General features: G+C 61.8%; 25 protein-coding genes. 12 read left to right on the top strand and 13 right to left on the bottom strand.

The window, feature by feature from the left end; genetic code table 11:
* Positions 1-8: 8 nt before the first annotated feature.
* Positions 9-2,783 carry an AAA domain-containing protein gene (locus EU811_RS18185; protein ID WP_142939716.1) on the bottom strand — a complete coding sequence of 925 codons (2,775 nt, stop codon included), beginning with the start codon at positions 2,781-2,783 and terminating at the stop codon, positions 9-11.
* Positions 2,784-3,025: 242 nt separating this feature from the next.
* Between EU811_RS18185 and EU811_RS18180 the strand changes: the two genes are divergently transcribed.
* Positions 3,026-4,216: an acyl-CoA dehydrogenase family protein gene (locus EU811_RS18180; protein ID WP_142939715.1), complete on the top strand. Its 1,191-nt coding sequence runs from the start codon at positions 3,026-3,028 to the stop codon at positions 4,214-4,216.
* Positions 4,217-4,255: 39 nt separating this feature from the next.
* On the opposite strand, the gene EU811_RS18175 is transcribed toward EU811_RS18180, so the two are convergent.
* Entirely contained in the window at positions 4,256-4,750 is a 495-nt protein-coding gene (locus EU811_RS18175) for a M23 family metallopeptidase (protein WP_142939714.1), read from the bottom strand.
* A 407-nt stretch (positions 4,751-5,157) separates the two neighbouring features.
* Between EU811_RS18175 and rpsB the strand changes: the two genes are divergently transcribed.
* The 6 genes from rpsB (at position 5,158) to EU811_RS18145 (ending at position 10,063) form a co-directional block, all read left to right on the top strand.
* Positions 5,158-6,030, top strand: coding sequence for a 30S ribosomal protein S2 (rpsB, locus tag EU811_RS18170; RefSeq protein WP_142939713.1), 873 nt, complete (start codon positions 5,158-5,160; stop codon positions 6,028-6,030).
* Between the two features lie 122 nt (positions 6,031-6,152).
* Positions 6,153-6,989, top strand: a complete 837-nt coding sequence (tsf, locus tag EU811_RS18165; RefSeq protein ID WP_142939712.1) for a translation elongation factor Ts — start codon at positions 6,153-6,155, stop codon at positions 6,987-6,989.
* Between the two features lie 121 nt (positions 6,990-7,110).
* Positions 7,111-7,848 carry a UMP kinase gene (pyrH, locus tag EU811_RS18160; RefSeq protein WP_014921238.1) on the top strand — a complete coding sequence of 246 codons (738 nt, stop codon included), beginning with the start codon at positions 7,111-7,113 and terminating at the stop codon, positions 7,846-7,848.
* 116 nt (positions 7,849-7,964) lie between these two features.
* The gene (frr, locus tag EU811_RS18155) at positions 7,965-8,522 is read left to right on the top strand and encodes a ribosome recycling factor (RefSeq protein ID WP_011774219.1); all 558 of its coding nucleotides are present in this window, start codon (positions 7,965-7,967) and stop codon (positions 8,520-8,522) included.
* A complete protein-coding gene (locus EU811_RS18150) occupies positions 8,522-9,457 on the top strand; it encodes a phosphatidate cytidylyltransferase (RefSeq protein WP_142939711.1) in 936 nt (311 codons plus the stop codon). Before frr ends, EU811_RS18150 begins: the two co-directional genes overlap by 1 nt.
* A 21-nt stretch (positions 9,458-9,478) precedes the next feature.
* The gene (locus EU811_RS18145; protein WP_142939710.1) at positions 9,479-10,063 is read left to right on the top strand and encodes a DivIVA domain-containing protein; all 585 of its coding nucleotides are present in this window, start codon (positions 9,479-9,481) and stop codon (positions 10,061-10,063) included.
* Positions 10,064-10,082: 19 nt separating this feature from the next.
* Here the strand turns inward: EU811_RS18145 and EU811_RS18140 are convergent, their stop codons facing one another.
* From EU811_RS18140 to EU811_RS18120, 5 genes are read right to left on the bottom strand one after another with little or no spacing between them, the layout of a single operon-like run.
* Positions 10,083-10,778 carry a hypothetical protein gene (locus EU811_RS18140; protein WP_142939709.1) on the bottom strand — a complete coding sequence of 232 codons (696 nt, stop codon included), beginning with the start codon at positions 10,776-10,778 and terminating at the stop codon, positions 10,083-10,085.
* Positions 10,779-10,826: 48 nt separating this feature from the next.
* Positions 10,827-12,293, bottom strand: coding sequence for a sodium/solute symporter (locus EU811_RS18135; RefSeq protein ID WP_142939708.1), 1,467 nt, complete (start codon positions 12,291-12,293; stop codon positions 10,827-10,829).
* Positions 12,290-12,652 (bottom strand): hypothetical protein, encoded by a 363-nt coding sequence (locus EU811_RS18130; protein ID WP_142939707.1) that lies wholly within the window; start codon positions 12,650-12,652, stop codon positions 12,290-12,292. The genes EU811_RS18135 and EU811_RS18130 overlap by 4 nt, the downstream gene beginning before the upstream one ends.
* The gene (locus EU811_RS18125) at positions 12,649-13,368 is read right to left on the bottom strand and encodes a LytR/AlgR family response regulator transcription factor (RefSeq protein ID WP_142939706.1); all 720 of its coding nucleotides are present in this window, start codon (positions 13,366-13,368) and stop codon (positions 12,649-12,651) included. Before EU811_RS18125 ends, EU811_RS18130 begins: the two co-directional genes overlap by 4 nt.
* A 21-nt stretch (positions 13,369-13,389) precedes the next feature.
* Positions 13,390-14,586: a sensor histidine kinase gene (locus EU811_RS18120; RefSeq protein WP_142939705.1), complete on the bottom strand. Its 1,197-nt coding sequence runs from the start codon at positions 14,584-14,586 to the stop codon at positions 13,390-13,392.
* A 208-nt stretch (positions 14,587-14,794) separates the two neighbouring features.
* Here EU811_RS18120 and EU811_RS18115 point away from each other — a divergent pair, with 208 nt between their 5' ends.
* Positions 14,795-15,175 carry a DUF485 domain-containing protein gene (locus EU811_RS18115; RefSeq protein WP_142939704.1) on the top strand — a complete coding sequence of 127 codons (381 nt, stop codon included), beginning with the start codon at positions 14,795-14,797 and terminating at the stop codon, positions 15,173-15,175.
* Complete coding sequence (locus tag EU811_RS18110) at positions 15,172-16,791, top strand: solute symporter family protein (protein WP_142939703.1); 1,620 nt, start codon at positions 15,172-15,174, stop codon at positions 16,789-16,791. Before EU811_RS18115 ends, EU811_RS18110 begins: the two co-directional genes overlap by 4 nt.
* 79 nt (positions 16,792-16,870) lie before the next feature.
* On the opposite strand, the gene EU811_RS18105 is transcribed toward EU811_RS18110, so the two are convergent.
* The 5 genes from EU811_RS18105 to EU811_RS18085 form a co-directional block, all read right to left on the bottom strand.
* Positions 16,871-17,890 (bottom strand): PHP domain-containing protein, encoded by a 1,020-nt coding sequence (locus EU811_RS18105; RefSeq protein ID WP_142939702.1) that lies wholly within the window; start codon positions 17,888-17,890, stop codon positions 16,871-16,873.
* A gap of 76 nt (positions 17,891-17,966) precedes the next feature.
* Positions 17,967-18,572, bottom strand: coding sequence for a hypothetical protein (locus tag EU811_RS18100; RefSeq protein ID WP_142939701.1), 606 nt, complete (start codon positions 18,570-18,572; stop codon positions 17,967-17,969).
* A gap of 64 nt (positions 18,573-18,636) precedes the next feature.
* Positions 18,637-19,044, bottom strand: a complete 408-nt coding sequence (locus tag EU811_RS18095; RefSeq protein WP_062067466.1) for a DUF4383 domain-containing protein — start codon at positions 19,042-19,044, stop codon at positions 18,637-18,639.
* Between the two features lie 128 nt (positions 19,045-19,172).
* Positions 19,173-19,901 (bottom strand): hypothetical protein, encoded by a 729-nt coding sequence (locus EU811_RS23815; RefSeq protein ID WP_238703456.1) that lies wholly within the window; start codon positions 19,899-19,901, stop codon positions 19,173-19,175.
* 148 nt (positions 19,902-20,049) lie between these two features.
* On the bottom strand, positions 20,050-20,520 hold the full coding sequence (locus EU811_RS18085) for an Lrp/AsnC family transcriptional regulator (RefSeq protein ID WP_024820292.1): 471 nt from the start codon (positions 20,518-20,520) through the stop codon (positions 20,050-20,052).
* A gap of 195 nt (positions 20,521-20,715) precedes the next feature.
* On the opposite strand from EU811_RS18085, the gene pdhA reads away from it, so the two are divergent.
* The 3 genes from pdhA to EU811_RS18070 are packed head-to-tail and all read left to right on the top strand — an operon-like array spanning position 20,716 to position 24,361.
* Positions 20,716-21,885, top strand: coding sequence for a pyruvate dehydrogenase (acetyl-transferring) E1 component subunit alpha (pdhA, locus tag EU811_RS18080; protein WP_142939700.1), 1,170 nt, complete (start codon positions 20,716-20,718; stop codon positions 21,883-21,885).
* Positions 21,885-22,895 (top strand): alpha-ketoacid dehydrogenase subunit beta, encoded by a 1,011-nt coding sequence (locus tag EU811_RS18075; protein WP_024820294.1) that lies wholly within the window; start codon positions 21,885-21,887, stop codon positions 22,893-22,895. Before pdhA ends, EU811_RS18075 begins: the two co-directional genes overlap by 1 nt.
* Entirely contained in the window at positions 22,892-24,361 is a 1,470-nt protein-coding gene (locus EU811_RS18070; RefSeq protein ID WP_142939699.1) for a dihydrolipoamide acetyltransferase family protein, read from the top strand. Before EU811_RS18075 ends, EU811_RS18070 begins: the two co-directional genes overlap by 4 nt.
* A gap of 147 nt (positions 24,362-24,508) precedes the next feature.
* Here EU811_RS18070 and EU811_RS18065 read toward each other — a convergent pair whose 3' ends face one another.
* The gene (locus tag EU811_RS18065; RefSeq protein WP_142939698.1) at positions 24,509-25,381 is read right to left on the bottom strand and encodes an NAD-dependent epimerase/dehydratase family protein; all 873 of its coding nucleotides are present in this window, start codon (positions 25,379-25,381) and stop codon (positions 24,509-24,511) included.
* Positions 25,382-25,779: the final 398 nt, after the last annotated feature.

Genomic DNA, 25,779 nt, shown 5'->3' with positions numbered 1-25,779 from the left:
TCTTGCTGTCACTGGTCGCTAAGAGCCGCTGACAACTCGTGGCGAAGGCGTGCTTCCTCGCCACTGCCCGTGGTGGGTAAACGCACGAGGCGGATCTTGTGGGCGCGGCAGATGGCGTCTTTGAGTGCATCCCGCGCGCGCTGCATCGGATTGTTCTCATGGAACGCATAACCATCCACCTCAACGGCAAGAACGGGAATGTTGCTGATGCGGTTGTAGACCACAAAGTCCAAAGTTGCGCGGTTTTGGACGTAGGAATGCTGGTCGGGCGTGAGCATCGACAGGTCCGGCAGCAGGCTCCTCAGCACGACCTGCGGAGCTATGGCCAAGTCGCTGAAAGGCTCATCCCCGATCAGTTCAGTCAGCAGCGTCCATACGATGTTTTCCGAGGGGAACTGTGAGGTGCCCCGGACCCTGCTGGCAAAGGGCCTCAAAAGAGTCGAATACTCCGTGTACAAGAGGTCGAAGACAGACAACACACTGCTGTCAAAAACACCATCGTCCGGGTTTCGGTATCGGATGAAGTGAACCAGATCCCGAAGGTGGCGACTTGTTGGAAGCATCTCATGGTTGGTTACCAGCACGAACCGCTTCACTGCGCGGGAAACTGCGACATTGACCAAATGGGGGTCGTCCACAAAGCCAATGCCAGATTGCCCGCTGTTCGTTTCGTCCAGGACAGTGCTCATGATGATTACGGACTTTTGCCGCCCCTGAAACTTGTGGACTGTATCGGCCTGGATGTTATTGAGCAGTGCCTCTGTGACCTTGTCCACTTGCCGCCGATAGGGTGTGACCACGCCGATGTCGTGGTCAGGAATGCCTGAACAGAACTGGTCGAGTACTTCCTTGGCAATGACGTCTGCCTCGCGCTGGTTGGTTCGGCCACCACTGAGGTGCTGACGCATGTGGTTCCCGGCAGCAGTACGGACTACGACGAGAGGCCGGCCCTCAGCGTCGCCGGTGGTATAGGGAACGAGTTGCCCGCCGTAGAACTTCCTGTTGCAATAGTCGATGATCGCAGGATCGCACCGGTAGTGCTCCCGGAGCATGGTGCGCGGAAGGTCGGCCCCGAATTGCCCGATCATCGAGGACAGAATGTTGTGCAGCGTGTAATCGACGTTTGGTGACGGTGCTTTCAAGGCGTTCCTTGAGGCTTTTTCGTCGGTGATGTGTTGGAGCTGCTGCAGGTCGCCCACAACGATGACGTTCCGGGCACATGAGAGCGCCAGACCGGCAGCGAGCAGATCAACCTGGGACGCTTCGTCGATGATCAAGTAATCCAGGAGCGTTCCCGTGGGAACGTTTCTTCGCAAGGAGTGGCAGGTGCTGAGTACTACCGGATAGTCGGAGGTGAATTCTGCGAAGGCAGTCTTGTAACTGCTTTCCGTGTAGGTCCTTCTCCGCTTCCGGGCATATCGAAGATGGAGTGCCGCGTCGAGCCGTTGCCTGGAGGCCAGCTGATGGTCCTCTTCCAGAGCCGGGTAGTCCTCGGCAGCCAGAATCTCATTCCCTCTATCAATGAGGCGCCCCAGCTCTGCGATTTTCTTATGGTAATAGGCGCCCTGCAGACCCAGGACAACATCAGTGTCGCTGCTGTTCGCTTTGCCCAGTGCCCCGTATCGCAGTCGAAGTCCCATGCGTCTGAAGAACCTGCGCAGCGGACCCTCATCCTGAGGGACGGAGGACGTCTCGGCCAGAAATTCGAGGATGCGGCGGGACGAGCCGGGCAGGGTCGGTACTGCGCTCAGTCCATCGGAGTCAGGGTGGGTCGCGTGAAGGAAGAAATGGCGCCTCTCGAGTTTGAACGCTTCCAACTCCTGCTTCCACTGCGCCAGCTGCAGGGCCGTCTCCTGTAAGCCGCGCAAGCGTTTGTCGAGGGCAGCTACCTGCTCCGCTGGAGGCGCTTCGTGGCGGGGTCTGCTGAGGAAGCGATCGACATCGGCATTTCTGCTTTCCTGACGGGCGAAGAATTCGTCCATTTTCTCCTTGCGTCGAAGGTCCGCCACGATGTAGCCCACACCTTCTTGCACGAGTTTGTCGCGAACGTTCTCAACTGCGGCGTTATTGAAGGAGACGACTCCAACCGTCTTGCCCGGAACGGCGACAATGTTGGCGACGACGTTGAGTATGGTTTGCGTCTTTCCTGTTCCGGGCGGACCGTCGATCACGGAGATTCGGTGGCTGAAGCCCTTCAGCAGGGCCTCACGTTGGCTGATGTTAGAGGGGAAGGGCAGGATGGGGTGCTGTTGATCCTGCCCTGCGGAATCAATGGACTGACCCTGGAGGTAAAGTTCCAGCGCGCTTCCTTTCGGGATGTTCCGAAAATTCTCATACTGCCGGCGGAGTGGGTCATCCTCCCGCAGCTTCGACGACACATCCCGCCAGTAATCAAGGACTGCTTGGGCCTTTAGTTCTTCATCGGACGGCCGGGCGATGGCTATCTCAGTGTCCTGACAACTTTGATACCCGATTCCCGAACCAGCCGCGTGAAAAACACGCCACCATGTTCCCTGGGGCGACTCGAAGCGGAGAACCTCTGTAACGCCGTCAAGCACCCTGCCCCGAATGGTCACCGTGTCCTGGCGCCCAAGGTTTGTCGACGCCGGATTCCGCAGGATGATGACGTTTTCCGCTGAGTACTTGTAGCTCTTTCCGGAACCAAAGGTCAGCCGCACGAAGGCGCCGTCGGCACGGTACTCCACCACCTCAGAGGTCTTGTCATCAAGACCTTTGTGGTGGCGGCTACGGACCAGAATCGCCTCGCGTCGTGGATTGATCATCGGAAAGTCCCCCAGTTGAGTGCGGCGCATCACAACCGACGTTACAGAACGGTCGCGTGGGAACAGTGCATTGGTGACCGGGAATGGGATGCCCTCCATTGCGGGGACCGTAGAACGTGCGGTATGTTACTGAGCAGTAACTTACTACCTGCCGGTACCTTGGCTGCACCGTTTCCCATCGAGGCTGTGCAGTTCTTTCGGACCTGATGTGGTCGCAGGCGACCACCCTTGAAGGAGCGAATATGTCCAACGCTGCATTCGACGCCACCAACCTCCCGTATGCCGACGGCGACTTCTACGCCTTCGAGCAGATGCTGACAGGAAAAGAGCAGGACCGTCTGGCGGAAGTCCGCGAATTCCTCACCCGCGAAGTCAAGCCCATTGCCGTGGATTGCTGGAACCGTAGCGAGTTCCCCATGGACCTCATCCCCAAGCTTGGCGAACTGGATCTCGTCAGCCCGGTTCGGCGTCAGGGGTACTCCAACCTGTTCGCCGGCATGCTCCACGCAGAAGTGACCCGTGCTGACGCTTCGATCGCCACGTTCATGGGTGTCCACGACGGGCTCTTCACGGGCTCGATTGAGGCCCTGGCGTCGCAGGAGCAGAAGGATGCCTGGCTGCCGGACATTTACTCCCTGAAGAAGATCGGCGCCTTCGGACTGACCGAGCCCCTGGGTGGCTCCGACGTCGCTGGTGGAACGCGCACCACCGCCAAGCGGGACGGCGACAACTGGATTCTCAACGGCGCCAAGCGCTGGATCGGCAATGCCACGTTCTCCGACTGGGTGGTCATCTACGCCAAGGACGTGGAGGACAACCAGGTCAAGGCGTTCCTGGTGGACACCGCACTTCCGGGCTACTCGGCCAGCAAGATCGAGAACAAGATCTCCCTGCGTACGGTCCAGAACGCGGATATCGTTCTGGACAACGTGGTGGTGCCGGACTTCTTCAAGCTTGCCAACGGCAACAGCTTCCGTGATACCAACAAGGTGCTCAAAGTGACCCGTCTGGCTGTGGCCTGGCAGGCTGTGGGACTGCAGATGGCTGCCTTCGATGTCGCCCGCAGTTACGCCGTGGAGCGTCAGCAATTCGGGCGGCCGCTGGCGGCGTTCCAGTTGGTGCAGAACCAGTTGGTCCAGATTCTCGGAAACACCGTAGCCTCCATGGGCATGATGGTTCGCCTGGCCCAACTCGAAGACGCGGGTGTGGCCAAGGACGAGCAGTCGGCTCTGGCGAAGGCCTTCACTACGGCACGCATGCGCGAAAGCGTTGCGCTGGGACGCAGCATCCTGGGCGGCAACGGAATCGTTACGGACTACGGAATGGCCAAGATCTTCTCCGATGCGGAGGCCATCTACTCCTACGAGGGCACGCATGAGATCAACACTTTGGTGACCGGCCGTGCCATTACGGGCGTTTCTGCCATCGTCTAAGACGCTTGCTGCGTGGCGGGGACCCATCTTCGGCGGCGATCAGTGCAGCGGCAACAGGACGGATGGCCGCATGTCCTCCACGAGACCCAGGGGATTGACATAGTCCTCGCCGCGCCGCACGCCCCAATGAAGGCATGCGGCGCTGTTGCAGTGACCGGGCTCTACGGTGCCCATAACCTGACCCTTGCGCACGGTGTCACCGGCTTTGAGTTCACTGCTCACCGGCTCGAAGCTGCTCTTGAGGCCATCGCCGTGATCGATGGTCACTACAGGACGGTCAACCACGACGCCGACAAAGGTCACCACGCCATCCGACGGCGCGGTGACCGGGCCGCCGTCGGGCGTTGGCCCTAAATCAACACCCCGATGCCCGCTGAGCCAGGGCTTGTCCGGCGGGTCGAACGTTCGCAGCACGGCAGGTTTGGGGGAGAGGGGCCAACTCCAGTGTGGGTTGACCGGCGCGGGCGTCATGGCAGTGGTCGCCACGACGGTCAGGGCGGCAACAGCGGCCATCAGGGCCTTCAAAAGGGTCATGAACCAAGCCTTCTGCCGAACGCCCCCTGGATCGATCCCCGGGCTTCCGTATGTGGATAACGCGTGGTTTCCTACGGTCAAAGCGGTGGGGTCGCTGTAGTACACTTGGTGGAGCAGTTTGCTGTGCCCTCGAGCTAGTTCAGGAGCATGTCTCATTCAGATGTGTGGGGGTCTCAGGCTGACTACGCGTATCCAGCCCTCCACCAGCGAAGCCTCACGGTTTTGTGCTGCGGAGGATTGTGCCTCTTGCGGTCCGGCAGAGCTTAGGCTCCATGCCGGATGAGAAGCGCAATGGATGCCAGGAGCCGCGCCCATCCGGGCAAAGGCTAAACAACCGTCAACTATTGGCAGGGTAAGAGCAGTCCCATGGGCTCTCTCATGAATGACCTGCCGGAAGGAGCGTCGGCATGCCCGTCGTAACTATGCGCCAGCTGCTTGACAGCGGCGTCCACTTTGGACACCAGACCCGTCGTTGGAACCCGAAGATGAAGCGCTTCATCTTCACGGAGCGCAACGGCATCTACATCATTGACCTTCAGCAGTCGCTGTCCTACATCGACCGCGCTTACGAGTTCGTCAAGGCTACTGTTGCCCACGGCGGCACCGTCCTGTTCGTCGGCACCAAGAAGCAGGCTCAGGAAGCAATTGCCGAGCAGGCTACGCGCGTCGGCCAGCCGTACGTCAACCAGCGTTGGTTGGGCGGTATGCTCACCAACTTCCAGACCGTCGCCAAGCGTATCCAGCGCATGAAGGAACTCGAAGAGATCAACTTCGACGACGTCGCCGGTTCGGCTTACACCAAGAAGGAGCTCCTGCTCCTCAAGCGTGAACTCACCAAGCTCGAGTCCAACCTCGGTGGTATCCGCAACCTGACCAAGGCTCCCTCGGTCCTCTGGGTTGTTGACACCAAGAAGGAACACCTTGCTGTTGACGAAGCCAAGAAGCTGAACATCCCGGTTGTTGCCATCCTGGACACCAACTGCGATCCCGACGAAGTTGACTTCCCGATCCCGGGCAACGACGACGCCATCCGCTCCGTCAACCTGCTGACCCGCGTTGTTGCCGACGCCGTAGCTGAGGGCCTCATCGCCCGCAACCAGCGCGCAACCGGCACCACCGAAGCTCCGGAAGAGCCGCTGGCTGAGTGGGAGCGCGAGCTCCTCGAAGGCAGCAAGGCCGAAGAAGCAGCGGCAACCGAGGCTCCGGCAGCAGAAGCTCCCGCAGCTGAGGCTCCCGAGGCAACTGAAGCTGCAGCCGGCGAAGCCGAAGAAGCCAAGTAAATCTGGACCTTCCCTGATACCCGAAACGGCACCAGGGGCAACTGACAGGATGGCGGCTCACACGGTGGGCTGCCGTCCTGTCAGTTATGTAAACACACAAATTTCTAGACAGAGGGGTTCACATGGCGAACTACACTGCTGCTGACATCAAGGCCCTGCGCGAGCGCACCGGCGCCGGCATGATGGACGTCAAGAAGGCTCTTGACGAAGCCAACGGTGACGCCGAGAAGGCCATCGAAATCATCCGCATCAAGGGCCTCAAGGGTGCTACCAAGCGCGAAGGCCGTTCCACTGCTGAAGGCCTGGTTGCTGCCAAGGTCAACGGTGGCGTTGGCGTAATGATCGAGGTCAACTGCGAAACTGACTTCGTTGCCAAGGCTGACAAGTTCATCCAGCTGGCTGACAAGGTCCTCAACGTTGCAGTCGAGTCCGGCGCAGCCGATCTCGACACCCTGCTGGCCACCGAGGTTGACGGCAAGCCGTTGTCCGAGGTTGTTGTCGAAGAGGGCGCAGTCCTCGGCGAAAAGGTTGTTGTCCGCCGTATCTCCCGCGTTGAGGGCACCACGGTTGACGCTTACCTGCACAAGACCTCCAAGGACCTCCCGGCCCAGGTCGGCGTCCTGTTTGCTGTTGACGGTGAAGGCGAAGCCGCTTCCACCGCCGCACACGACATCGCTGTCCACGTTGCAGCCATGGCTCCGAACTACCTGACCCGCGAGGATGTCCCGGCCGAATTGGTCGAGTCCGAGCGTCGCATCGCCGAAGAGACCGCAAAGGCTGAAGGCAAGCCCGAAGCTGCGCTCTCCAAGATTGTGGAAGGCCGCGTGACGGGCTTCTACAAGGGCGAAGTTCTGGTTGACCAGGCATTCGCCAAGGATTCCAAGAAGACCGTTGCACAGGTCCTCGAAGAAGCCGGCGTCAAGGCAACCGCAGTAACCCGTTTCCGCGTCGGAAACTAGTACTACATGAAAAGGGGTGGTCACTTCGGTGGCCGCCCCTTTTTCATGCACCCGTCCGGGTAGTACCTGCGCGGACCCACAGCACGATAATCTAGCCAGAGTCCACCAACGGGAAGGCACCATGGAAACCGTCAACACTGCTATCCAGCCCGAGAAGACCCGCCGCCGTGTACTTCTGAAGCTCTCCGGCGAGGTCATCGGCGGAGGCAAGCTCGGCGTCGATCCCGAGACAGTGCGCGCCATCGCCAAGCAGATCGCAGCCGCGGTCACTGAAGTCGAAGTGGCAATCGTCGTAGGCGGGGGTAACTTCTTCCGCGGCGCCGAACTGTCGCAAAGCGGCATGGACCGCTCCCGCGCCGATTACATGGGCATGCTGGGCACCGTGATGAACTGCCTGGCCCTGCAGGACTTCCTGGAGCAAGCCGGAGTGGAAACCCGCGTCCAGAGCGCCATCACCATGGGACAGGTTGCAGAGGCCTACATTCCGCGCCGCGCTATCCGCCATATGGAAAAGGGCCGTGTGGTCATTTTCGGTGCGGGTGCAGGACTGCCTTACTTCTCCACTGATACTGTCGCGGCGCAGCGCGCCCTTGAAGTGCACGCCGACGTGGTCCTCATGGCCAAGAGCGGCGTGGACGGCGTTTACACCGCCGATCCCAAGAAGGACCCCACTGCCGAGAAGCTGGATGTCCTCAGTTACGACGACGCCCTCCGCCGTGACATCCGCGTCATGGACCAGACCGCAATGACCATGTGCAAGGACAACAGCCTGTCCATGGTGGTCTTTGGCATGGAAGGCGAGGGCAACGTTACCCGCGCCATCCTCGGCGAAACGCTGGGAACCCTGGTTACTCCCTAGCAAGGGCTAGGATATTTCTAGGACCGTCCGCCCCTGGTGGCGGATCTTTACTGTGCATTGCTTTACTGTGCATTGCCGCCTGTAGTTGGGCAGCAACTATTTCTGAGGAGAAACCCGTGATCGAAGAGACCTTGCTCGAAGCCGGCGAGAAGATGGACAAGGCGGTGGAGGTAGCCAAGGACGATTTCGCCTCGATCCGTACGGGCCGGGCCAACCCCGCCCTCTACAACAAGGTGATCGTCGAGTATTACGGCACGCCTACTCCGCTGCAGCAGCTGGCCTCCTTCGGGGTGCCGGATGCCCGCACCATCCTGATTACCCCTTACGATAAAACCGCCCTGCGTGACATCGAGAAGGCCCTGAGCGACTCCGAGGTTGGCGCCAACCCCTCCAATGATGGCAACGTCATTCGCGTGACCATCCCGGAACTCACCAAAGAGCGCCGCAAAGAGTACGTGAAGATCGTCAAGGGCAAGGGTGAGGACGCCAAGGTTTCCATCCGTAGCATCCGCCGCAAAGCCAAGGATTCGCTGGACAAGCTCGTCAAGGACGGCGAAGCCGGCGAAGACGAGGGTGCACGCGCTGAGAAGGAACTCGACGCCCTGACCAAGCAGCACGTTGACAGCATCGACGAACTGCTCAAGCGCAAGGAAGCCGAGCTGCTCGAGGTCTGATGAACCAGGCTGAGCCGGCGCCCGCTGAGCGGGTCCCGACACGCGATACCCCCAAGCGCGCCAGGCGCGTGCGCAAGAACCCCACACCCAAGGCGGGCCGGAATCTTCCGGCCGCCATCGGCGTCGGGCTTGCCATGCTTTTGGCCGTTTTGGGCGGCTTGCTGTTCCTCCCGCTGGGATTCGTCCTCCTCACTACCGCTTTTGCGGTGCTGGGTGTCTGGGAGGTTTATAGGGCCCTTGAGGCGCAGGGCACCCGGATGCCGGTCATCCCCGTGATGATCGGCAGCTTGGTTATGCCGGTGTCTGCCTACTTCGGCGGACTTGAAGGTTTGCTTTTCACTATGACGGCGAGTTCTGTGGCCGTCTTGTTGTGGCGCTCCATAGAGAGCGCTGCAGGGGCGCCGCGGAGCGTGTTCGCCGGTGTCTTCACCCTGGCGTGGATTCCTTTCCTCATCAGTTTCGCCTCGCTTTCCCTGCACACCGCCGGCGGGCCCACTCCTGTGGGTTTCTGGCCCGACGGAATTCCCGAAGGCGCCTGGCAGATCGCGTCCATGCTGTTGTTGGTGGTATCCAATGACACGTTCGGGTACATTGTTGGCGCCTCCTTCGGGAAGCACCCCATGGCGCCAAAGATCAGCCCCAAGAAGTCGTGGGAGGGCTTCGCGGGGTCCGTCGCCGGGGCCATGCTGATTGGCGTCCTTGCGTGCATCTTCCTGCTTGACAGGCCTTGGTGGGTGGGTCTTGTGCTGGCCGTGGGAATGGTAGCCGCATCAACCGCCGGTGATCTCGCCGAGTCCATGGTCAAACGCGAACTTGGCGTCAAGGACATGAGCAGCATCCTGCCCGGCCATGGCGGCATCATGGACCGCCTGGACTCCATCGTGTTCGCAGCCCCCGTAGCCTATGTTCTGTTCGCGCTGCTGAGCGGCGTCTGACAACCCAATGAAGGAAAACTAGTGGCCTTGGATATTCGACGCCAGATCCCCGCAACGTTTGAGCGCGTGGAGCGCAGCAAGTACGGCTATAACGCCAAACAGGTGGACCAGTTCCTCCAGCGCGCCCGGACATCGTTTGAGAACCCGGTAGGCACGGCGGACCAAGTGGCCAGCGTGGACGTCAGGGCCGTGGCTTTTGATCCCGTCAAGGGCGGCTACGATGCCAACAGCGTCGATGCCGCACTGGACCGGTTGGAGGACGCGTTTGCGCGCAGGGAGAGGGACGACCTCATCAGCCAGCAGGGCGAAGAAGCCTGGCTGCGGCAGATCGGCAAACTCTCCGGCATTCTCCGCGGCAGGCTTCACAGGCCCGACGGCGAGCGGTTCCGTCGCCCGTCGGGGAAGCGGACCCGCAGCTACAACGTCGAGGATGTCGATGCCCTGTGCGCCGAGCTCATCGGGTACCTGGAACACGATCAGGCCCTGAGCGTAGACACTGTGCGCCGGGCTGTTTTCCGGGCAGCCAAGGGTGCCGAGGGGTACGAGGAAGCCCAGGTGGACGCTTTTCTCGCCCGGGTTGTGGAGCTCATGGCGGCCATCGACTGATCAGTAACACGGGGTTGGTTTAGGCCTTGCGGGGAGTCGGCGAGATTGGCGGGTTGTTCTTGTAAGCCTGGTCGTAGGCGCGCTTGCCCACAAGCATGGACCCGGTGAAGAAGGCCAAGGCTACAAAGACCGCGATTGAGACGAAGACTGGTATGGGGAGTCCCATTGCCAGGAGCGCGGACCCCGACCACAACGCCATCAAGGCCGAGTTGGCTGTGATCATGAAGATCATGCTGCTGCCGGCCAGTTGGCTCAACGAGCTCCGCGGGCCCAGAAAGTAGTAGGTCTGGTCGGAGCCGGCCAAATCGTCGTGGTACGCCGCCATAAGATAGCGGGCCATCCCCGGATCGAGTTCCACATACGCAGCCCGCAGCCTGTTCATGGCGATCACATACATCAGGTCTTCCATGCCGACGTTCAGTACGCGAACCTGAGTCAGAAAACCGACCATGACGTCGATGCACAGGATGGTCAGCGCGAAGGCCCTGAATGCGTCTGAAAACTGGGTGGCATTGCCCACCAGTGCCACACTGAGCAGGCTTGCCGAGGTGAAAGTCAGGAACATGCTGATGCGGGTGAGGACTTCACCTTGGGTGGTGCTCCTTGATGCCAGCAGGCTCCAGTGTTCCGTGGCCAACAACTGCGCGCGAACGCTGGGAGATAACTCCGGTGTGGGCGGCGGTTCTGGACCGGCGGCGCCCGGTTCCTCGGACATGGCGCCATTGTCCACCCTGCGGGGGCAGCGGACAACGGCTTGACGCCGCTACCTTTCGGTCGCTACGGGCCTCTCCGGCACATGCAGCCGCGACATCACCCGGTTCACTGAGGCCGGAACACGGTTCTTGGTGATGATCGATACCGTCACGGTCACCGCGAAGGCCGCAGGCACGCTCCACGCCGCAGGCTGAGCCAACCAAGCCGGCGCATTCCCGGGGCCCATGAGGGTGCCCACCACCATGGCGCCCCCGCAAAGGAGCGCCCCTGTCAGCATGCCCGCGATGGCGCCGGCGTCGGTCAGTCCGCGCCACCAGATCCCCAGCAACAACAGCGGGCAGATGGTGGACGCTGTGAAAGCAAAGACCAAGCCAACGCTTCCTGCCAGCGCAAGAGTGTCTGTCATCAACGCGAAACCCAAAGGTACGACGGCGGCCAGCACCGCGGCGAGGCGGAAGCCCCTCACGCTTCCTCCAAAGAGGTCCTGGCTGATGACGCCGGACAGTGAAACAACCAGCCCGCACGTCGTGGACAGGAAGGCGGCGAACGCACCGGCGACTACCAAGGCGGATAGGAGGTCACCGGCCATGCCTCCCACGAGTTTGCCGGGCAGCAACAAGACCAGGGCGTCGGCTTGCCCGGACTGTGCCAGTTCCGGCGCGAACATCCTGCCCAAGGCCCCGGACAGGGTAGGAAAGAGGTAGAAGACGGAGAGCAGCCCCAGCACAATGAGGGTTGTCCGGCGGGCCGATTGGCCGTCCGGGTTGGTGTAGAACCTCACCAGGACGTGGGGGAGGCCCAGGGTTCCGAAGAGTAGCGCCACCAGAAGTGATATGTGCTGGTACGCCCCGGCAGCCCCTTGGCCGGTGGGATTGACGGGCAGGAGTGCTTGTGGTTGCGTGCCGTTACCTGCCAGCACCAGTAGGACGAACATGACGGGCACCGCCAGCGCAGTCAGTTTCAGCCAGTACTGGAAAGCCTGAACGAAAGTGATCGAGCGCATGCCACCGGCAGCCACCGTCAAGCACACCACCACCACTACCGCCGTCGAACCGACCCAGGACGGCAGGCCGGTGGTGATCCGGATAGCGAGCGCGGCGCCGTGGAGTTGCGGCACGATGTATAGCCAGCCGACGGCCACCACCATCAGGCTGGTCACCCGGCGGACCAGCTGTGAGTCCAACCGTGCTTCGGTGAAATCCGGAATGGTGTAGGCGCCGGAGCGACGCAGGGGAGCGGCCACGAAGAGTAGCAGCATCAGGTAGCCGGCCGTGTATCCAACAGGGAACCAGAGTGCGTCGGTTCCTGAAAGCAGGATCAGCCCGGCGACGCCCAGGAAGCTGGCGGCTGAGAGATATTCGCCGCCGATTGCAGAAGCGTTCCACCAGGGCGGAACGGTTCGTGAGGCCACATAGAAATCGCCGGTGGTCCGTGAAATGCGCAGGCCGTAGAAGCCAATGGCGGCCGTCGCGATGGAAACGGCGAGGAAAGCGAAGAGGCCAACGGCTGGGTTCACTTGTCCTCCACAAGGTCCCTGTAGCGTGCCTCGTTGCGGGCTGCTGCACGATTGTAAAGCCAGGCGCTGAGCCCGATCACAGGGTAGATGCCGGCGCCCAGTACCAGCCAATCCAAGGGAATCCCTGCGATTCTTGTCTCCGCCACCCCGGGGCCGTAGACCAGAAAGAGTGCGAGCACGGCGAGGATAATCAGGAACCCGCAGGCCACCACCAGGGCCAACCGTAGTTGGGACCGGATCAGGGAGCGGATGAAAAGACGTCCGGCGTCGGAGTCTTCGCTGTCCTCCCGGGGATAGGGCGACCTGCCCGGCGCAGCTGTGGCCGACTGCCGTGGCGCCGTGACACGGACGCGTGTCATCCTTGCGGCCGGATGCGGGTGGAGTGCAGCTTTTCCCTGACCGAGGGCAGGTGCCTGCGACTGATGGGCAGTTCAGCGCCGGCCACCGCGACGCTCGGCCCTGTGGCGGACAGCTTGAGGTGCTGTACGTGGTTCAGGGCGATGAGATAGGAGCGATGGATCCGGATGAACCCGGCTCCCGCCCATTTTTGTTCGAGATCGCTGAGGGGAACCCGGATCAGGTAACTGGCTTCGGCGGTGTGCAGTCTTGCGTAGTCCCCTTGGGCCTGCACGTAGGTGACGTCGTCGCGGCGGATCATGCGGGTGGTGCTGCCGAGGTCCACCGTGATCATTTCCGGCGCTGGAGTTCCATCCTTGATGAGATCGCTGATCCTGTCCACGGAACGCGAAAGCCGTTCCGCCCGGAGCGGCTTCAGCAGGTAGTCGACGGCGGCGAGGTCGAACGCTTCGAGCGCGCAGTCTTCATCTGCGGTGACGAATACGACGGCGGGCGGGCGGGCGCTGCGGGAAATGACGCGTGCGATGTCCAGGCCTGAGAGCGCGGGCATGTGGATATCGAGGAAGACAGCATCCACGGACTCTGTTTCCAGGGTCCGCAGCGCCTGGGCGCCGGATGATGCACGGTGGATGACGCCGATGCGGTCATCCCGGCCCAGCAGGAAGGCGAGCTCTTCCACTGCGGGTAGTTCGTCATCGGCGACGAGCACGTTGATCATGTTTAAAGACTAACCGCAGCGTCAGGCGTCGTGGTCGGGCTGGGATTTGGGCACCCGCATTGTGATCATGGTGCCTTCGCCCGGCGCCGTGTCGATGACAAGCCCGTGCTCGTCGCCGTAGACCTGCCTGAGGCGGGCGTCCACATTGCGGAGTCCCACGTGGTCACCGTCTGTATGTCCGGCGAGCACTGACCGCAGATGTTCCGGGTCCATGCCCACGCCGTCGTCTTCGATGGTCACTTCGGCGAACGCGCCGGAGTCATTCGCGCAAATGGTGATGTGTCCCGGCCCTTCCTTGGCCTCCAAGCCGTGCCGGACGGCGTTTTCCACCAGGGGTTGGAGGCTGAGGAACGGGATGACGGTGCTGAGGACTTCGGGAGCGATCCGAAGGCTCACTTGAACGCGCTCGCCAAACCTGGCCCGTTCCAACAGCAGGTAGCGATCTATGCAGCGTAGTTCCTCCGCTACGGTGGTGAAGTCCCCGTGCCGCCGGAACGAGTACCGGGTGAAATCGGCGAACTCCACCACGAGTTCCCTGGCCCTTGCTGGATCGGTGTTGATGAAAGAGGCTATGGCGTTCAACGAGTTGTAGATGAAGTGCGGACTGATCTGCGCCCGAAGTGCCCGGACCTCGGCTTCCATGAGGAGGGTGCGCGAAGATTCCAGCTCTGCCAGCTCCAACTGCGCGGCAATCCAGTCGGCCACTTCGCTGGTGGCCCTCACCAGCCCGGCCCCCGCCGCAGGGGCCAGTGCGGCCACGGAGCCAACCACCTTGGATCCGGCCCGGATGGGTGCGATCACAGCGCTGAAGTCGTGGTGTCCATGGTCGGAGGTGGCAGGGTAACCGGCCCGGGGAACCACTACCGTGCGCCCCGTGGTCAGAACTTCCGCCGCGAGCCGCATCAGTGTGGGCCGGAGTTCCTCGGCGGCGCCGTCCCAGGCGAGCACTGAGTCCGTGTCCGTGATGGCCAACGCGTCGCAGCCCAGAAGGACCCGCAGTTGCTTGCTCGCCTTGGCTGCTCCGGCGGGGTGGAGGCCGCCGCGAAGGTGCTGCCCGGCCCGGGAAGCTGCATGGAGTGTGGTGTAGGTTGCGCGCTCGGCGTCCGTGCCCAGATCCCTGAAGGAACGGATCACCTTGAGGCCAACGCCCACCACGACGGCGACTGCCAGGGCGATCACGGCGATCGCGGCTGCGGTGAAGAGCGGGGAATCAGGCATGAGGCCAGCGTAGCCGGATGCGCCTCCGCGGCCGGCCGGTTGCCCCGGTTGGTCACTCCCGGGTGCCGTTTGGCGCAGCATCATAACCGCTGAGCGACGGCGGTCGGCGATCCTCTGGATCAGGTACAGCACCGCGTTCGATAGTGATTGCAGTCACATTGGCAAGGCGCGTGGAGCTGATGTGGACACATCACAATCAGGAGGAACCATGGGTAATGAGGCCCAACCCCAGGACGCAACAGCGTCCGTGGACTTCCAGGAAGTCCAGCAGACGGAACGGTTCAAGACACTGCGCAAGCGGCACCGGAGCTTTGTCTTCCCGATGGCAGTTGTATTCCTGCTTTGGTATTTCGCTTACGTTCTCTTGGCCGCCTACGCAGTGGACTTCATGTCCATCAAAGTTTGGGGCAATATCAACGTCGGCCTGATTCTGGGCCTGCTGCAGTTCGCCACCACCTTCGGCATTACGGCTTGGTACGTGAGTTACTCCAACAGGAAGCTGGACCCCATCGCTGCTGAAATCCGCAACGAGATCGAGGGCCACGAATTCGATAAGGACGGCAATGTGAACAGCGGGGTAACCAAATGAACACCATGGTCCCGGCGGCAGTGAACGTCGAAGCCCTCAAAGACACCACCCTGTTGAATATGGGCATTTTCGCCCTGTTCGTGGCGGTCACCATGGTGATCGTCTTCCGAGCCAGCCGGAACAATAAAACCGCGGCGGACTACTACGCTGCCGGGCGCTCATTCACCGGCTCCCAAAACGGCACGGCAATTGCCGGCGACTACCTCTCCGCCGCCTCGTTCCTAGGTATCACCGGCGCCATTGCCATCAACGGCTACGACGGTTTCCTTTACTCCATAGGCTTTCTGGTTGCTTGGCTCGTCGCGCTGCTGCTGGTGGCTGAACTGCTCCGCAACACCGGCAAGTTCACCATGGCCGATGTGCTGTCCTTCCGGCTCCGCCAGCGCCCTGTGCGCATTGCGGCAGCACTGTCCACGCTGGCGGTTTGCTTCTTCTATCTCCTCGCCCAAATGGCGGGCGCGGGCAGCCTAATTTCGCTCCTGCTGGGCATCAGCGACTGGGGCGGACAAGCCCTGGTGATCATGGTCGTCGGCGCCCTGATGATCATGTACGTTCTGATTGGCGGCATGAAGGGCACCACCTGGGTACAGATCATCAAGGCAATCCTGCTGATCGCCGGTGCCGCAGTCATGACGGCCATGGTGCTCGCCATCTACGGCTTCAACCTGTCCAGCCTGCTTGGCTCTGCAGCCGAGGCCGCCAACAACCCGGCCATCCTGAACCCGGGACTGCAGTACGGCAAGACCGAAACGTCCAAGCTCGACTTCATGTCACTTGGCCTCGCCCTGGTCCTGGGAACGGCGGCGCTCCCGCACGTGCTGATGCGCTTCTACACCGTCCCCACCGCCAAGGAAGCCCGCAAGTCCGTGGTCTGGGCCATTTGGCTGATCGGCCTCTTCTACTTGTTCACCCTGGTACTGGGCTACGGTGCCGCAGCCCTGGTAGGTGCAGAAACCATCAAGTCCGCACCCGGCGGCGTCAACTCCGCAGCACCCCTGCTGGCCTTCCACTTGGGTGGCCCGCTGCTCCTGGGCTTCATTTCCGCAGTCGCCTTCGCCACCATCCTGGCGGTGGTGGCCGGCCTGACTATCACTGCGGCGGCATCCTTCGCACACGACATCTACGCAAATGTCATTGCCAAGGGCAAAGCCGACGCGGTTACTGAGGTCAAGGTAGCCCGACGCACCGTGGTGGTGATTGGGGTACTTGCCATTCTGGGAGGAATCTTCGCCAACGGTCAGAATGTGGCTTTCCTGGTGGCCCTGGCCTTCGCGGTAGCAGCATCGGCCAACCTGCCCACCATTGTCTACTCCCTGTTCTGGAGGAAGTTCACCACCCAGGGCGCGGTGTGGAGCATGTACGGCGGCCTTGCTGCTGCCATCTTGCTGATCACGTTCTCACCTGTGGTTTCCGGTGCCAAGACCTCCATGATCCCGGGAGCGAACTTCGCCCTCTTCCCGTTGAGCAACCCAGGCATTGTGTCCATCCCGCTGGCCTTCTTCCTCGGCTGGCTCGGAACGGTCCTGGACAAGCGGCGCGAAGATCCCGCCAAGCAGGCGGAGATGGAAGTGCGCTCACTGACCGGCATTGGAGCTGAGAAGGCGGTAGACCACTAGCCTCGTCACGAAAACGCCATCACACGAAGGGCTCCTCTGCAAAGCATTGCAGGGGAGCCCTTTGTTGTGGGCCGAAGACCTACTTTTTCAGGCTCAGCCATTCCTTCAATTGCTCCAGCGGCCAGGTGGTGACGATCCGTTCCTTGGGCACACCCATGGCTTCGGCCCGCTCCGCCCCGTACTGGAGGAAATCGAGCTGGCCGGGTGCATGAGCGTCGCTGTCGATGCTGAACAGGCAGCCGGCATCCAAGGCCATGGTGATGAGGTTGTCCGGTGGGTCCTGGCGCTCGGGCCTGGAGTTAATTTCGACGGCGACACCCCACTCCGCGCATTCCTTGAAGATTCTGGGGGCATCGAATTCGGATTCGGGCCGGGTGCCCCGTGAGCCTTGGACCAGACGGCCCGTGCAATGCCCCAGCACATTGGTGTGCGGATCACTGATGCCACCCAACATTCGTGTGGTCATGGTCTTTTTGTCTGATCGGAGTTTTGAGTGAACGCTGGCCACCACCACGTCCAGACGGTCCAACATGTCCGGGGTCTGGTCCAGGGTTCCGTCTTCAAGGATGTCCACTTCAATTCCTTTGAGCAATCGGAAGCCATCCTGGGAGGCATTGATGCCGTCCACCACATTTAATTGCTTCTCCAGCCGTTCCACGCTGAGGCCATTGGCGATAGTGAGGTTGGGGGAGTGATCAGTCAGGGCCAGGTACTCGCGTCCGAGGGTGCGCGCGGCGGCAACCATGGCTTCGATGGGGGAGCCGCCGTCGGACCAATTGCTGTGGCTGTGCAGGTCCCCGCGTAGTGCTGCCCGCAGCGTGTCACCTCCGGCGGCCAGCGCTTCAGTGCCGCGCTCACGTAAATCAGCCAGATAGTCGGGAACCCGGCCTTCCAAGGCCTGGGTGATGACTTCGGCGCTGCGGTTGCCTACGCCTTTGAGACTGGTGATGCGTCCTGAGCCCACGAGTTTCCTTAAGTCCTCGGGCGAAAGCTGCCGTGCGGCGTCGGCTGCTTTCCGAAACGCCTGGACCTTGAAAGTGGGGGCTTGGCTTCGTTCAAGCCAGAAAGAGATTTCGTCGAGCGCCTCAAGGGGATCCATGGCTCCATGATCCACGAACAAGGCGCACCATCAACAGTGGGCAGTGTTGATGGTGCGCCGGTTCGGTCACTGCCAGCTAGTGGTGGTGACCCGGTTCCAGGGCGGGATTGGAGCCCTGGCCGTTTTCTTCGTGGGGCGACTGGCCGTGCTCCCCGTGCGGGACAGCATGCTGCCCTGCCATCGAGGCGGCCAGGCCCGGTGTTGCTACCGAGGCAACAACGACGGCGGCTCCGAACGCGGCTGCCAGAAGCCGCCCGGTCCTTGGCTGGCCGTGGGCGCCGCCGTCGTTGGTCTTGTGCTGCCGCCTCAGCCAGCCGGCCCCGGCAACTGCCATGAGCGTCAGGCCGAGAGCGGCAAAGTGACTCACATTCAGTGAGCGCTGGGTGCTGACCCCGGCCACCGTCACTGCAAGGTGTGCAGCAGCAGTCAGGGCGAGGACAGGAAGTGCATAGCGGGCAAGGACCAAGGTGTTGCGGTGCAGCCCCCACAGGGACCAAGCCAAAAATGCCAGGCCGCCTGTGAGGGTTGCCACGCCGGCAACAATCAGGCCGGGTGTCACCGCTTCAGTTCCGGTGAGATATCCGGCTGCCAGGGAAAGCTCCACCATCCCGGCGGCCATTGCTGCGAAGTACACGAACAGCAGGGTCGCTGCGCTGAGCGTGGGGTGATTTTTGCGTTCCATGGCTGTGCAGTCCTCTCGCTTAACAAGCGGTGATCAGATGATGTTCAGACGATTCAGAAGCTGATCAGGCGCGGGCGGACGCTACGGCGGCCTTGTCCTGCGACAGGGCAACGCCCAACAGGACTACGGCGCTGGCAAGGTGCAGGACGTTGTCCGCACCGTTGAGAGCAATGATGTTCAGCGAGGAACCCACCAGGAAGAGTCCAAGGATGCCCACCAGGAGGTAGACGCCACCCACGGCAGTATTGACGCCCTTGGACAGCGTGACGCTGTTCATTCCGGCGTAGAGCAGTGCGGCGCCGATGGCCAGGTGGATGATGTTGTGAAGCGGGTTGACGGCGAAGATGATCAGGTTGGCGCCCTCAGTGGCGAAGAAGCCGATTCCCGAGGTGACAAAGAATCCGAGGACGCCTACCAGGAGGTAGACGGCTCCGAAGATGGTGGCGATCAGGCGATTGGGCGAAGTACGCATGGTCCGAACCTTCCGGTGATGGCCGGAAAATCCGGCCGTCCTGCTGAGCCCCGGTTGGGGCTCTCAAGCAGTGATTCGGACCATATGCGCAGGCGGATGGGTGGTGGACCGGATAAATTCCCGGACGTTCAGGGGCGGAGGCGGATGCTGGTCATTTTGAGGTCGTCGGTGCCTTCGAAAACGTACTGGAGGTCGATTGTCTTGCCGTCGCATTGCAACGTGCCCCCGAGGTTGGCTTTGTTGTTTCCGTTTTCCGAGTTCACGTTGACTGAGTTGTAGTTCGGCTTGCACGAGCTATCCAGGTTCAGGCTTTCGATGCCGTCTAGGAAGGACTGCTTGTCCAGCTCGTCTTTCAAGGGCTGGCTCAGGTAGGTGTCATAGGCCTGCTCTGTTTGGCCCGAGACCACCAGATTAGTGAACTCGTCCGCCAGTGATCTGGCTTTGGACGTCGCATTCCCTACCAGGTTGACCAACAGCAGTACACCCACCACTGCCAGGACGATCACTCCCGCGACGATGCCGAGGACAATCCACAATACTTTCCGGCTCTTCTTCGGGGGCTGCTGACCGTACGGGCCGGGTTGGTACTGCCCGGGCTGGGTTTGGCCTTGGGTATACGCATTCTGTCCCTGGGGGTAGGGGTTTTGGGCGTACGGTTCGTGGCCGGGTGCAGCGTAGTGGGGGCCGCCTTGGGGAGAAGCGGACGACGGCGGCTGTTGCCACTGCGGCGACGCCCCGGGCTGTGGGGGATACGGGCCGCCTGTCTGCGGGGGATACCCGGGGCCAGGGGGAACCGGCGGCGGGTTCTGGCCATGGTTGTTCGGCTCGGGTTGGTTGGGTTGTTGCGGGTTGCTCACGGTAGTGCCCCTTTCGGTAGCCTTCGGCAGCGCCACCACCTGGCCGGGGACCTCTGGCCGGCCCCCGATGCGTCCACTTGCATCAAATCGCATGCCGGTTCTGCGGGCAAGTGATGCACCGCCCATTACGGCAGGTGAAGAGTCATTTTCATTCGCCGGAGCGTCTCCCCAGCAGCGGTTGCACCCGGTACGGGATCATCTCCCGCATAGCCAGTGCCGTGTCTGTCCGTTCCACCCCATCACAGCCGAGGATCTTTCCGTTGATGCGGTAGAGGTCCTCCGCGTCCAGGGCAACCACGCGCAATAGCAAGTCCGCGGAGCCGGTCAGGCCGAAGCCTTCAAGGATTTCAGGGATGTCTGCGAGGTCTTCGGAGAGCGAGGCCAGTTTTTGTTGTTGCACATGGACAGTAATGAAGGCGGTGAGCGGGTACCCCAGCGCCGCGGGATTGATGCGCCGCTCGAAGGAGAGAAAGGCGTGTTTCTTCTCCAGTTGTGCCATCCGGGCTTGGACAGTGTTCCTGGACAGGCCCAGCTTCTGCGCCAAGGCCACTACAGTACCTCGGGGATCCTTGGCCATGGCCGAAAGGAGACGGGTATCAGTGCCATCCAAGGGTTGCATAATGCGCAAGATTAGCACGGCCGAGCTTCTCTAAACAGGGCATAATGCTCAACTTCGGCGAGGGTAGTTGTACCCGATGCCCGTTGTGAGTAGGGTCACACTTAACTCCGGCGAAGGTGCCGGAGGGCCGGTCTGCGGCAGGATCACAAGTCCAGCCAGCGCCGACAAAAACGAGCCGGAAGGTTGCGATCACCTGTGTTGACGGATCAGGCAGGCAAGGGAGTGCACCACCACACTCCAAGCCCGGAACATAGTGCACAAATTCCCTTGAGGACTGGCGGAGAGCTGCTCCAGTTGGTGTCGCCCGAGGGCGAACGCATCAGCCATCCAGAATTCGATATCTGGGTCAAGGACATTGGCGACGAACACCTGTGCTCCTTGTACGAGGACATGACAGTCATTCGCCGTATCGATGCGGAGGCCACGGCCCTCCAGCGTCAGGGAGAGCTCGCACTGTGGCCGCCGTTGCTGGGTCAGGAAGCAGCGCAGATCGGCTCAAGCCGCTCGCTCCGGGACGATGACTTCGTTTTCCCCAGCTACCGCGAAAGCGGGGTGGCCTACGTACGTGGCGCCCACCTGTCCGAGATTGCCCGGGTATGGCGCGGAAACGCCTCCTATGGGTGGGATCCAATGCGCATCAACCTAGCGACGCCCCAGATCATTATTGGTTCGCAAAGTCTCCACGCCACCGGCTATGCCATGGGCGTTCAGTTGGATGGTGCCAATACCGCGGTACTTGCCTACTTTGGCGATGGCGCCACGAGTGAAGGCGACGTCAACGAGGCCATGGTCTTCGCAGCGAGCTACCAGGCTCCCGTGGTGTTCTTCTGCCAGAACAACCATTGGGCCATCTCCGAGCCCGTCCGCGTGCAGTCCCACGTCCAGTTGGCTGACAGGCCCACCGGCTTCGGCATCCCCAGTATGAGGGTTGATGGCAATGATGTGCTGGCTGTCATGGCTGCAACCCGTGTGGCGTTGGACCGGGCCCGCAAGGGTGGCGGACCTACATTTATCGAGGCTGTGACATACCGCATGGGTCCGCACACTACCGCCGATGATCCCACCCGGTACCGTGACCCCATCGAATTGGAGGACTGGGCCGCCAAGGACCCCATTCTGAGGCTGCGCAAGCTGCTCGAAGCCAAGGGCTTGCTGACTGACGACGTGGAAGCCAGGGTGAAGTCCAAGGCCGATGCTGTGGCCGCGGAACTGCGATCCAGCTGTATTGATATGCCGGACCCTGAACCGCTGGACGTTTTCAACCACGTTTACAGCACCCCCAACCCTTGGATTGAACGCCAGAGGGACCACTATTCGCGCTACCTGAACAGCTTCAACCAGCCCGCCGAGGAAGGTGCACTCTGATGTCCAAGCTCACTTTTGCCCGGGCCATCAACGCCGGTCTCCGGAAGTCCCTCGAAAACGACCCCAAAGTGGTCCTCATGGGAGAAGACATCGGCTCGCTCGGTGGCGTCTTCCGCGTCACGGACGGGCTGCAGAAAGATTTCGGGAAGCACCGGGTCATCGATTCCCCTCTGGCCGAGTCAGGCATTATCGGCACCGCGGTTGGCTTGGCCTACCGCGGCTACCGGCCGGTGTGCGAGATCCAGTTCGATGGTTTCATCTACCCGGCGTTCGACCAGATTGTCAGCCAGGTAGCCAAGATGCACTACCGCACGCAGGGTCGGGTGAAGATGCCCATCACCATTCGTGTTCCTTTTGGTGGCGGAATCGGATCGCCGGAACACCACTCCGAATCACCCGAAGCGTATTTCACGCACACTTCCGGGTTGCGTGTGGTGGCGGTTTCCAACCCGCAGGATGCGTACACGATGATTCAGCAAGCCATTGCCTCCGATGATCCTGTGCTCTACTTCGAGCCTAAGCGCCGCTATCACGACAAGGGCGATGTGGACGAGACCCTTGACCTCTCCACTGCCCTTCCCCTGGATAAGGCTGCCGTGGTGACCGCCGGCTCGGATGTCACGCTGGTGGCCTACGGTCCCCTCGTGAAGACTGCCAAGGATGCTGCCATGGCTGCCGCCGACGAAGGCATCTCGGTGGAAGTCATCGATCTGCGCTCGCTGGCCCCCGTGGATTACCCGGTAGTGGAGGCCTCTGTCCGCAAGACCGGACGCTTGGTGATCACCCACGAGGCGGGGCAGTCCGGTGGCCTGGGCGCCGAGATCGCCGCCAGCATCACGGAGCGCTGCTTCCACTATCTGGAGTCCGCCCCGGTCCGCATCACCGGTTTCGATGTTCCGTACCCCTACTCGAAACTCGAGATGCACCACCTGCCGGATCTGGACAGGATTCTCGACGGCGTGGACCGCGCCCTGGGTCGGCGCAACTCTTTGAGTGGACTGGAAGGATGACCGCCACCATGATCAAGGAATTCAGGCTGCCGGACCTTGGCGAGGGCCTGACCGAATCGGAAATCCTGAGCTGGAAGGTAGCGGTGGGGGACACCGTCACACTGAACCAGGTCATCGCCGAAGTTGAAACCGCCAAGGCAGTTGTGGAGTTACCCTCTCCGTTCGCGGGAGTGGTAGCAGAACTTCATGAGCAGCCCGGCACTGTGGTGGAAGTTGGCAAGCCCATCGTGTCGTTCGAGGTTGACGACGCCGGGTCCTCCAGCGGGCGTAGCTTGCCGGACAGCGGTGACCGGTCTGCTGGTGCTGGATCTGCTGGCGCTCCATCCGCTGGAGTCAGCGTCGCCGTCGAAACATCTGCCAATGGTTCGGCGGCAACCGCCGGCGTTGAAGCGGTGGGGACCCCGGCGAAACGTGAGCCGAACCTGGTGGGGTATGGCGCCGTCGTCGAGCACAGCGGCCGCCCGGCCCGCCGTGCCCGCGGTCACGTTCTGGCCGCGCATTCCGCACCGCCCGCGCATTCCGCACCGCCCGCGGCTCCGGCGCCAATCGAGCCTGCGGTGGCTCGTCTGGCAGAGGGGGACACCTCCGAACGTCCGCGGTCAACCCCGCCGGTGAGAAAACTGGCGCGCGATCTTGGCATTGATCTGAAACTCGTCCCCGGAACCGGCATGGGCGGGCTCATTACCCGCGAGGATGTTCAGAACTTCTCCGGTGCAACGGCAGCCGCAGCCCCGGCCGAAGGCCGGGTTTCTGAGGCAGGGGCTGAGCGCGAAACCCGCACTCCCATAAAGGGAGTCCGGAAGTTCACGGCCGCGGCCATGGTGCAGAGCGCTTTCACTGCGCCGCACGTTACCGAGTTCCTCACGGTGGACGTCACGGCCACCATGGAGTTGCTGGCAAGGTTGAAGGGCAACAAGGCGTTCGAAGGCTACAAGCTCACTCCGCTGACCCTTGCGGCCAAGGCGGTCCTGGTGGCGCTGCGGAACAACCCGTCGCTGAACTCGCGGTGGGATGACGCCAGCCAGGAAATTGTCCAGTTCAACTACGTCAACCTGGGCATAGCGGCCGCCACGCCCCGAGGCCTGACGGTCCCGAACATCAAGGATGCGGACCGGCTTACCCTTCGTGAGCTTTCCACGGCGCTGACTGAACTGACGGATACCGCGCGTGCAGGCAAGACGTCGCCGTCGGAGCTGTCCGGCGGCACCATCTCCATCACCAACATCGGCGTGTTCGGAATCGACGCCGGCACCCCCATCCTGAACCCGGGCGAGGCCGCCATTGTGGCGTTGGGTGCTGTGCGGAAGGCGCCGTGGGTGGTGAATGACCAACTCGCTGTCCGGCAGGTCATGTCACTTAGCCTGTCCTTCGACCACCGCCTGGTGGACGGGGAACAGGGATCGCGATTCCTTGCCGACCTCGGGGCAATCCTTGCCGACCCCGCAATGGTGATGACCATGATCTAGCGGTAACCGAAGCTGCGCCGGCCCATCCCTTTACGAGTGCTCGCAGGAAACTGCAGCTAAGGGGTGGGCCGTCGCGCGTTAAGCCTGAACTAAAGCCCGCGTCAGTCTTCGGAGGGTCGGTTCTTCGCTGGCTCGGTCGTCGGTGGCTCAGTCTTCCGTGGGGGTCGTCCGGTTGGAGTGGTACGTGCGCCAGCTGTGCTCCGGTTCAAAACTCAGCAGCCTGCGCGCCTTGTCAATGGACAGCATGGTTTCGTGCTCGCCCAGTTCTTTGCGGACCTCGACGCCGGGAAATACTTCCGCAGCCAGATCAGCGCTGCTCCGGCTCATCACAGTATCGGCCGCGGCAATGATGAAAGTTTCAAAGCCCGGTTCACCATGTTCCAAGGCCCTGACCACAGCCAGGGCACCGTCGCGGGCATCAATGTAGCCCCACAGATTCCATTTCCTAAGGTTTGCGTCAGAGTCGAAGGACGGGAAGGCATCGTAGTCCTCGGGGTCCATGACGTTGGAGAAGCGCAGCGCCGTGATGCTCAGTTCCGGATCCCATCGTGTGAGCTGGATGGCCATCTGCTCCTCAAGATGCTTGACCAGTGAGTAGGTGCTTTCCGGACGGGCCGCGTACTCCTCATCCACGGGAATGTAGGGAGGTGCGATGTCGAAAGGGAGCCCCAGGACTGTCTCGCTGGAGGCATAAACCACCTTCTTGATGCCTGCCCTTCGTGCCGCTTGAAACACGTTGTACGTGGACACCATGTTGTTCTCGAAAATCGCGGCGTCGGGGGCGAGACCCGGAGCGGGGATGGCGGCCAAGTGAACAATTGCGTCCAAGCCATGGTGCTGGTCGTCCAAGCCCAGGATGACATCCACGACCTGCCCATAGTTGCGCAGATCAACGCTTACGTAGCCCTTCCCGCGGATGCCGGCTCGGTCCATGTTGAGCACCTGGTGGCCGTCCTGCGTGAGCCGCCGAACCACGCTTCTGCCCAGTTTCCCGCTTCCGCCCGTGACAGCAATCCTCATTTACCGCTCCTCGACATTTGTGCTCCTAGACTTTTGGTGCTCCTGGACATTTTGTGCTCCTGGCTATGGGGCCGGACCTAACCCGCGATTCCTCGCCGGTTCAGCAAGGCTTAGGTTTTCCAGCCTAGGTGGCACATCTGTTGAGTGCAGCCCTTAAGGCAGGCCCTGTGAGTCCTAGGAAAACCGGAACAACCCGCGGGCGTGCGTGTTGCCGGAGAACCCACGTCAAATCAGAGGCGGCAGTCATCGGGCGGCGGGCGGCGGGCAGTGGGCAGCGAGCAGTAGGCGGTAGTCAGCTGCTAGCGGCGATGAGGAAATGAGGGCCCGGTACAGGCTATGCACCGATCGCCCTCCCCAAAGTCCGCGTCAGGCGCCCGTCCCCTCGGGTCAGGCCCCGC

The sequence above is a fragment of the Arthrobacter sp. TS-15 genome, assembly GCF_006964045.1.
Classification (GTDB): Bacteria; Actinomycetota; Actinomycetes; order Actinomycetales; family Micrococcaceae; genus Arthrobacter.
Note: the sequence above shows the minus strand (reverse complement) of the source record. Positions and strands in the feature narration are given on the sequence as shown.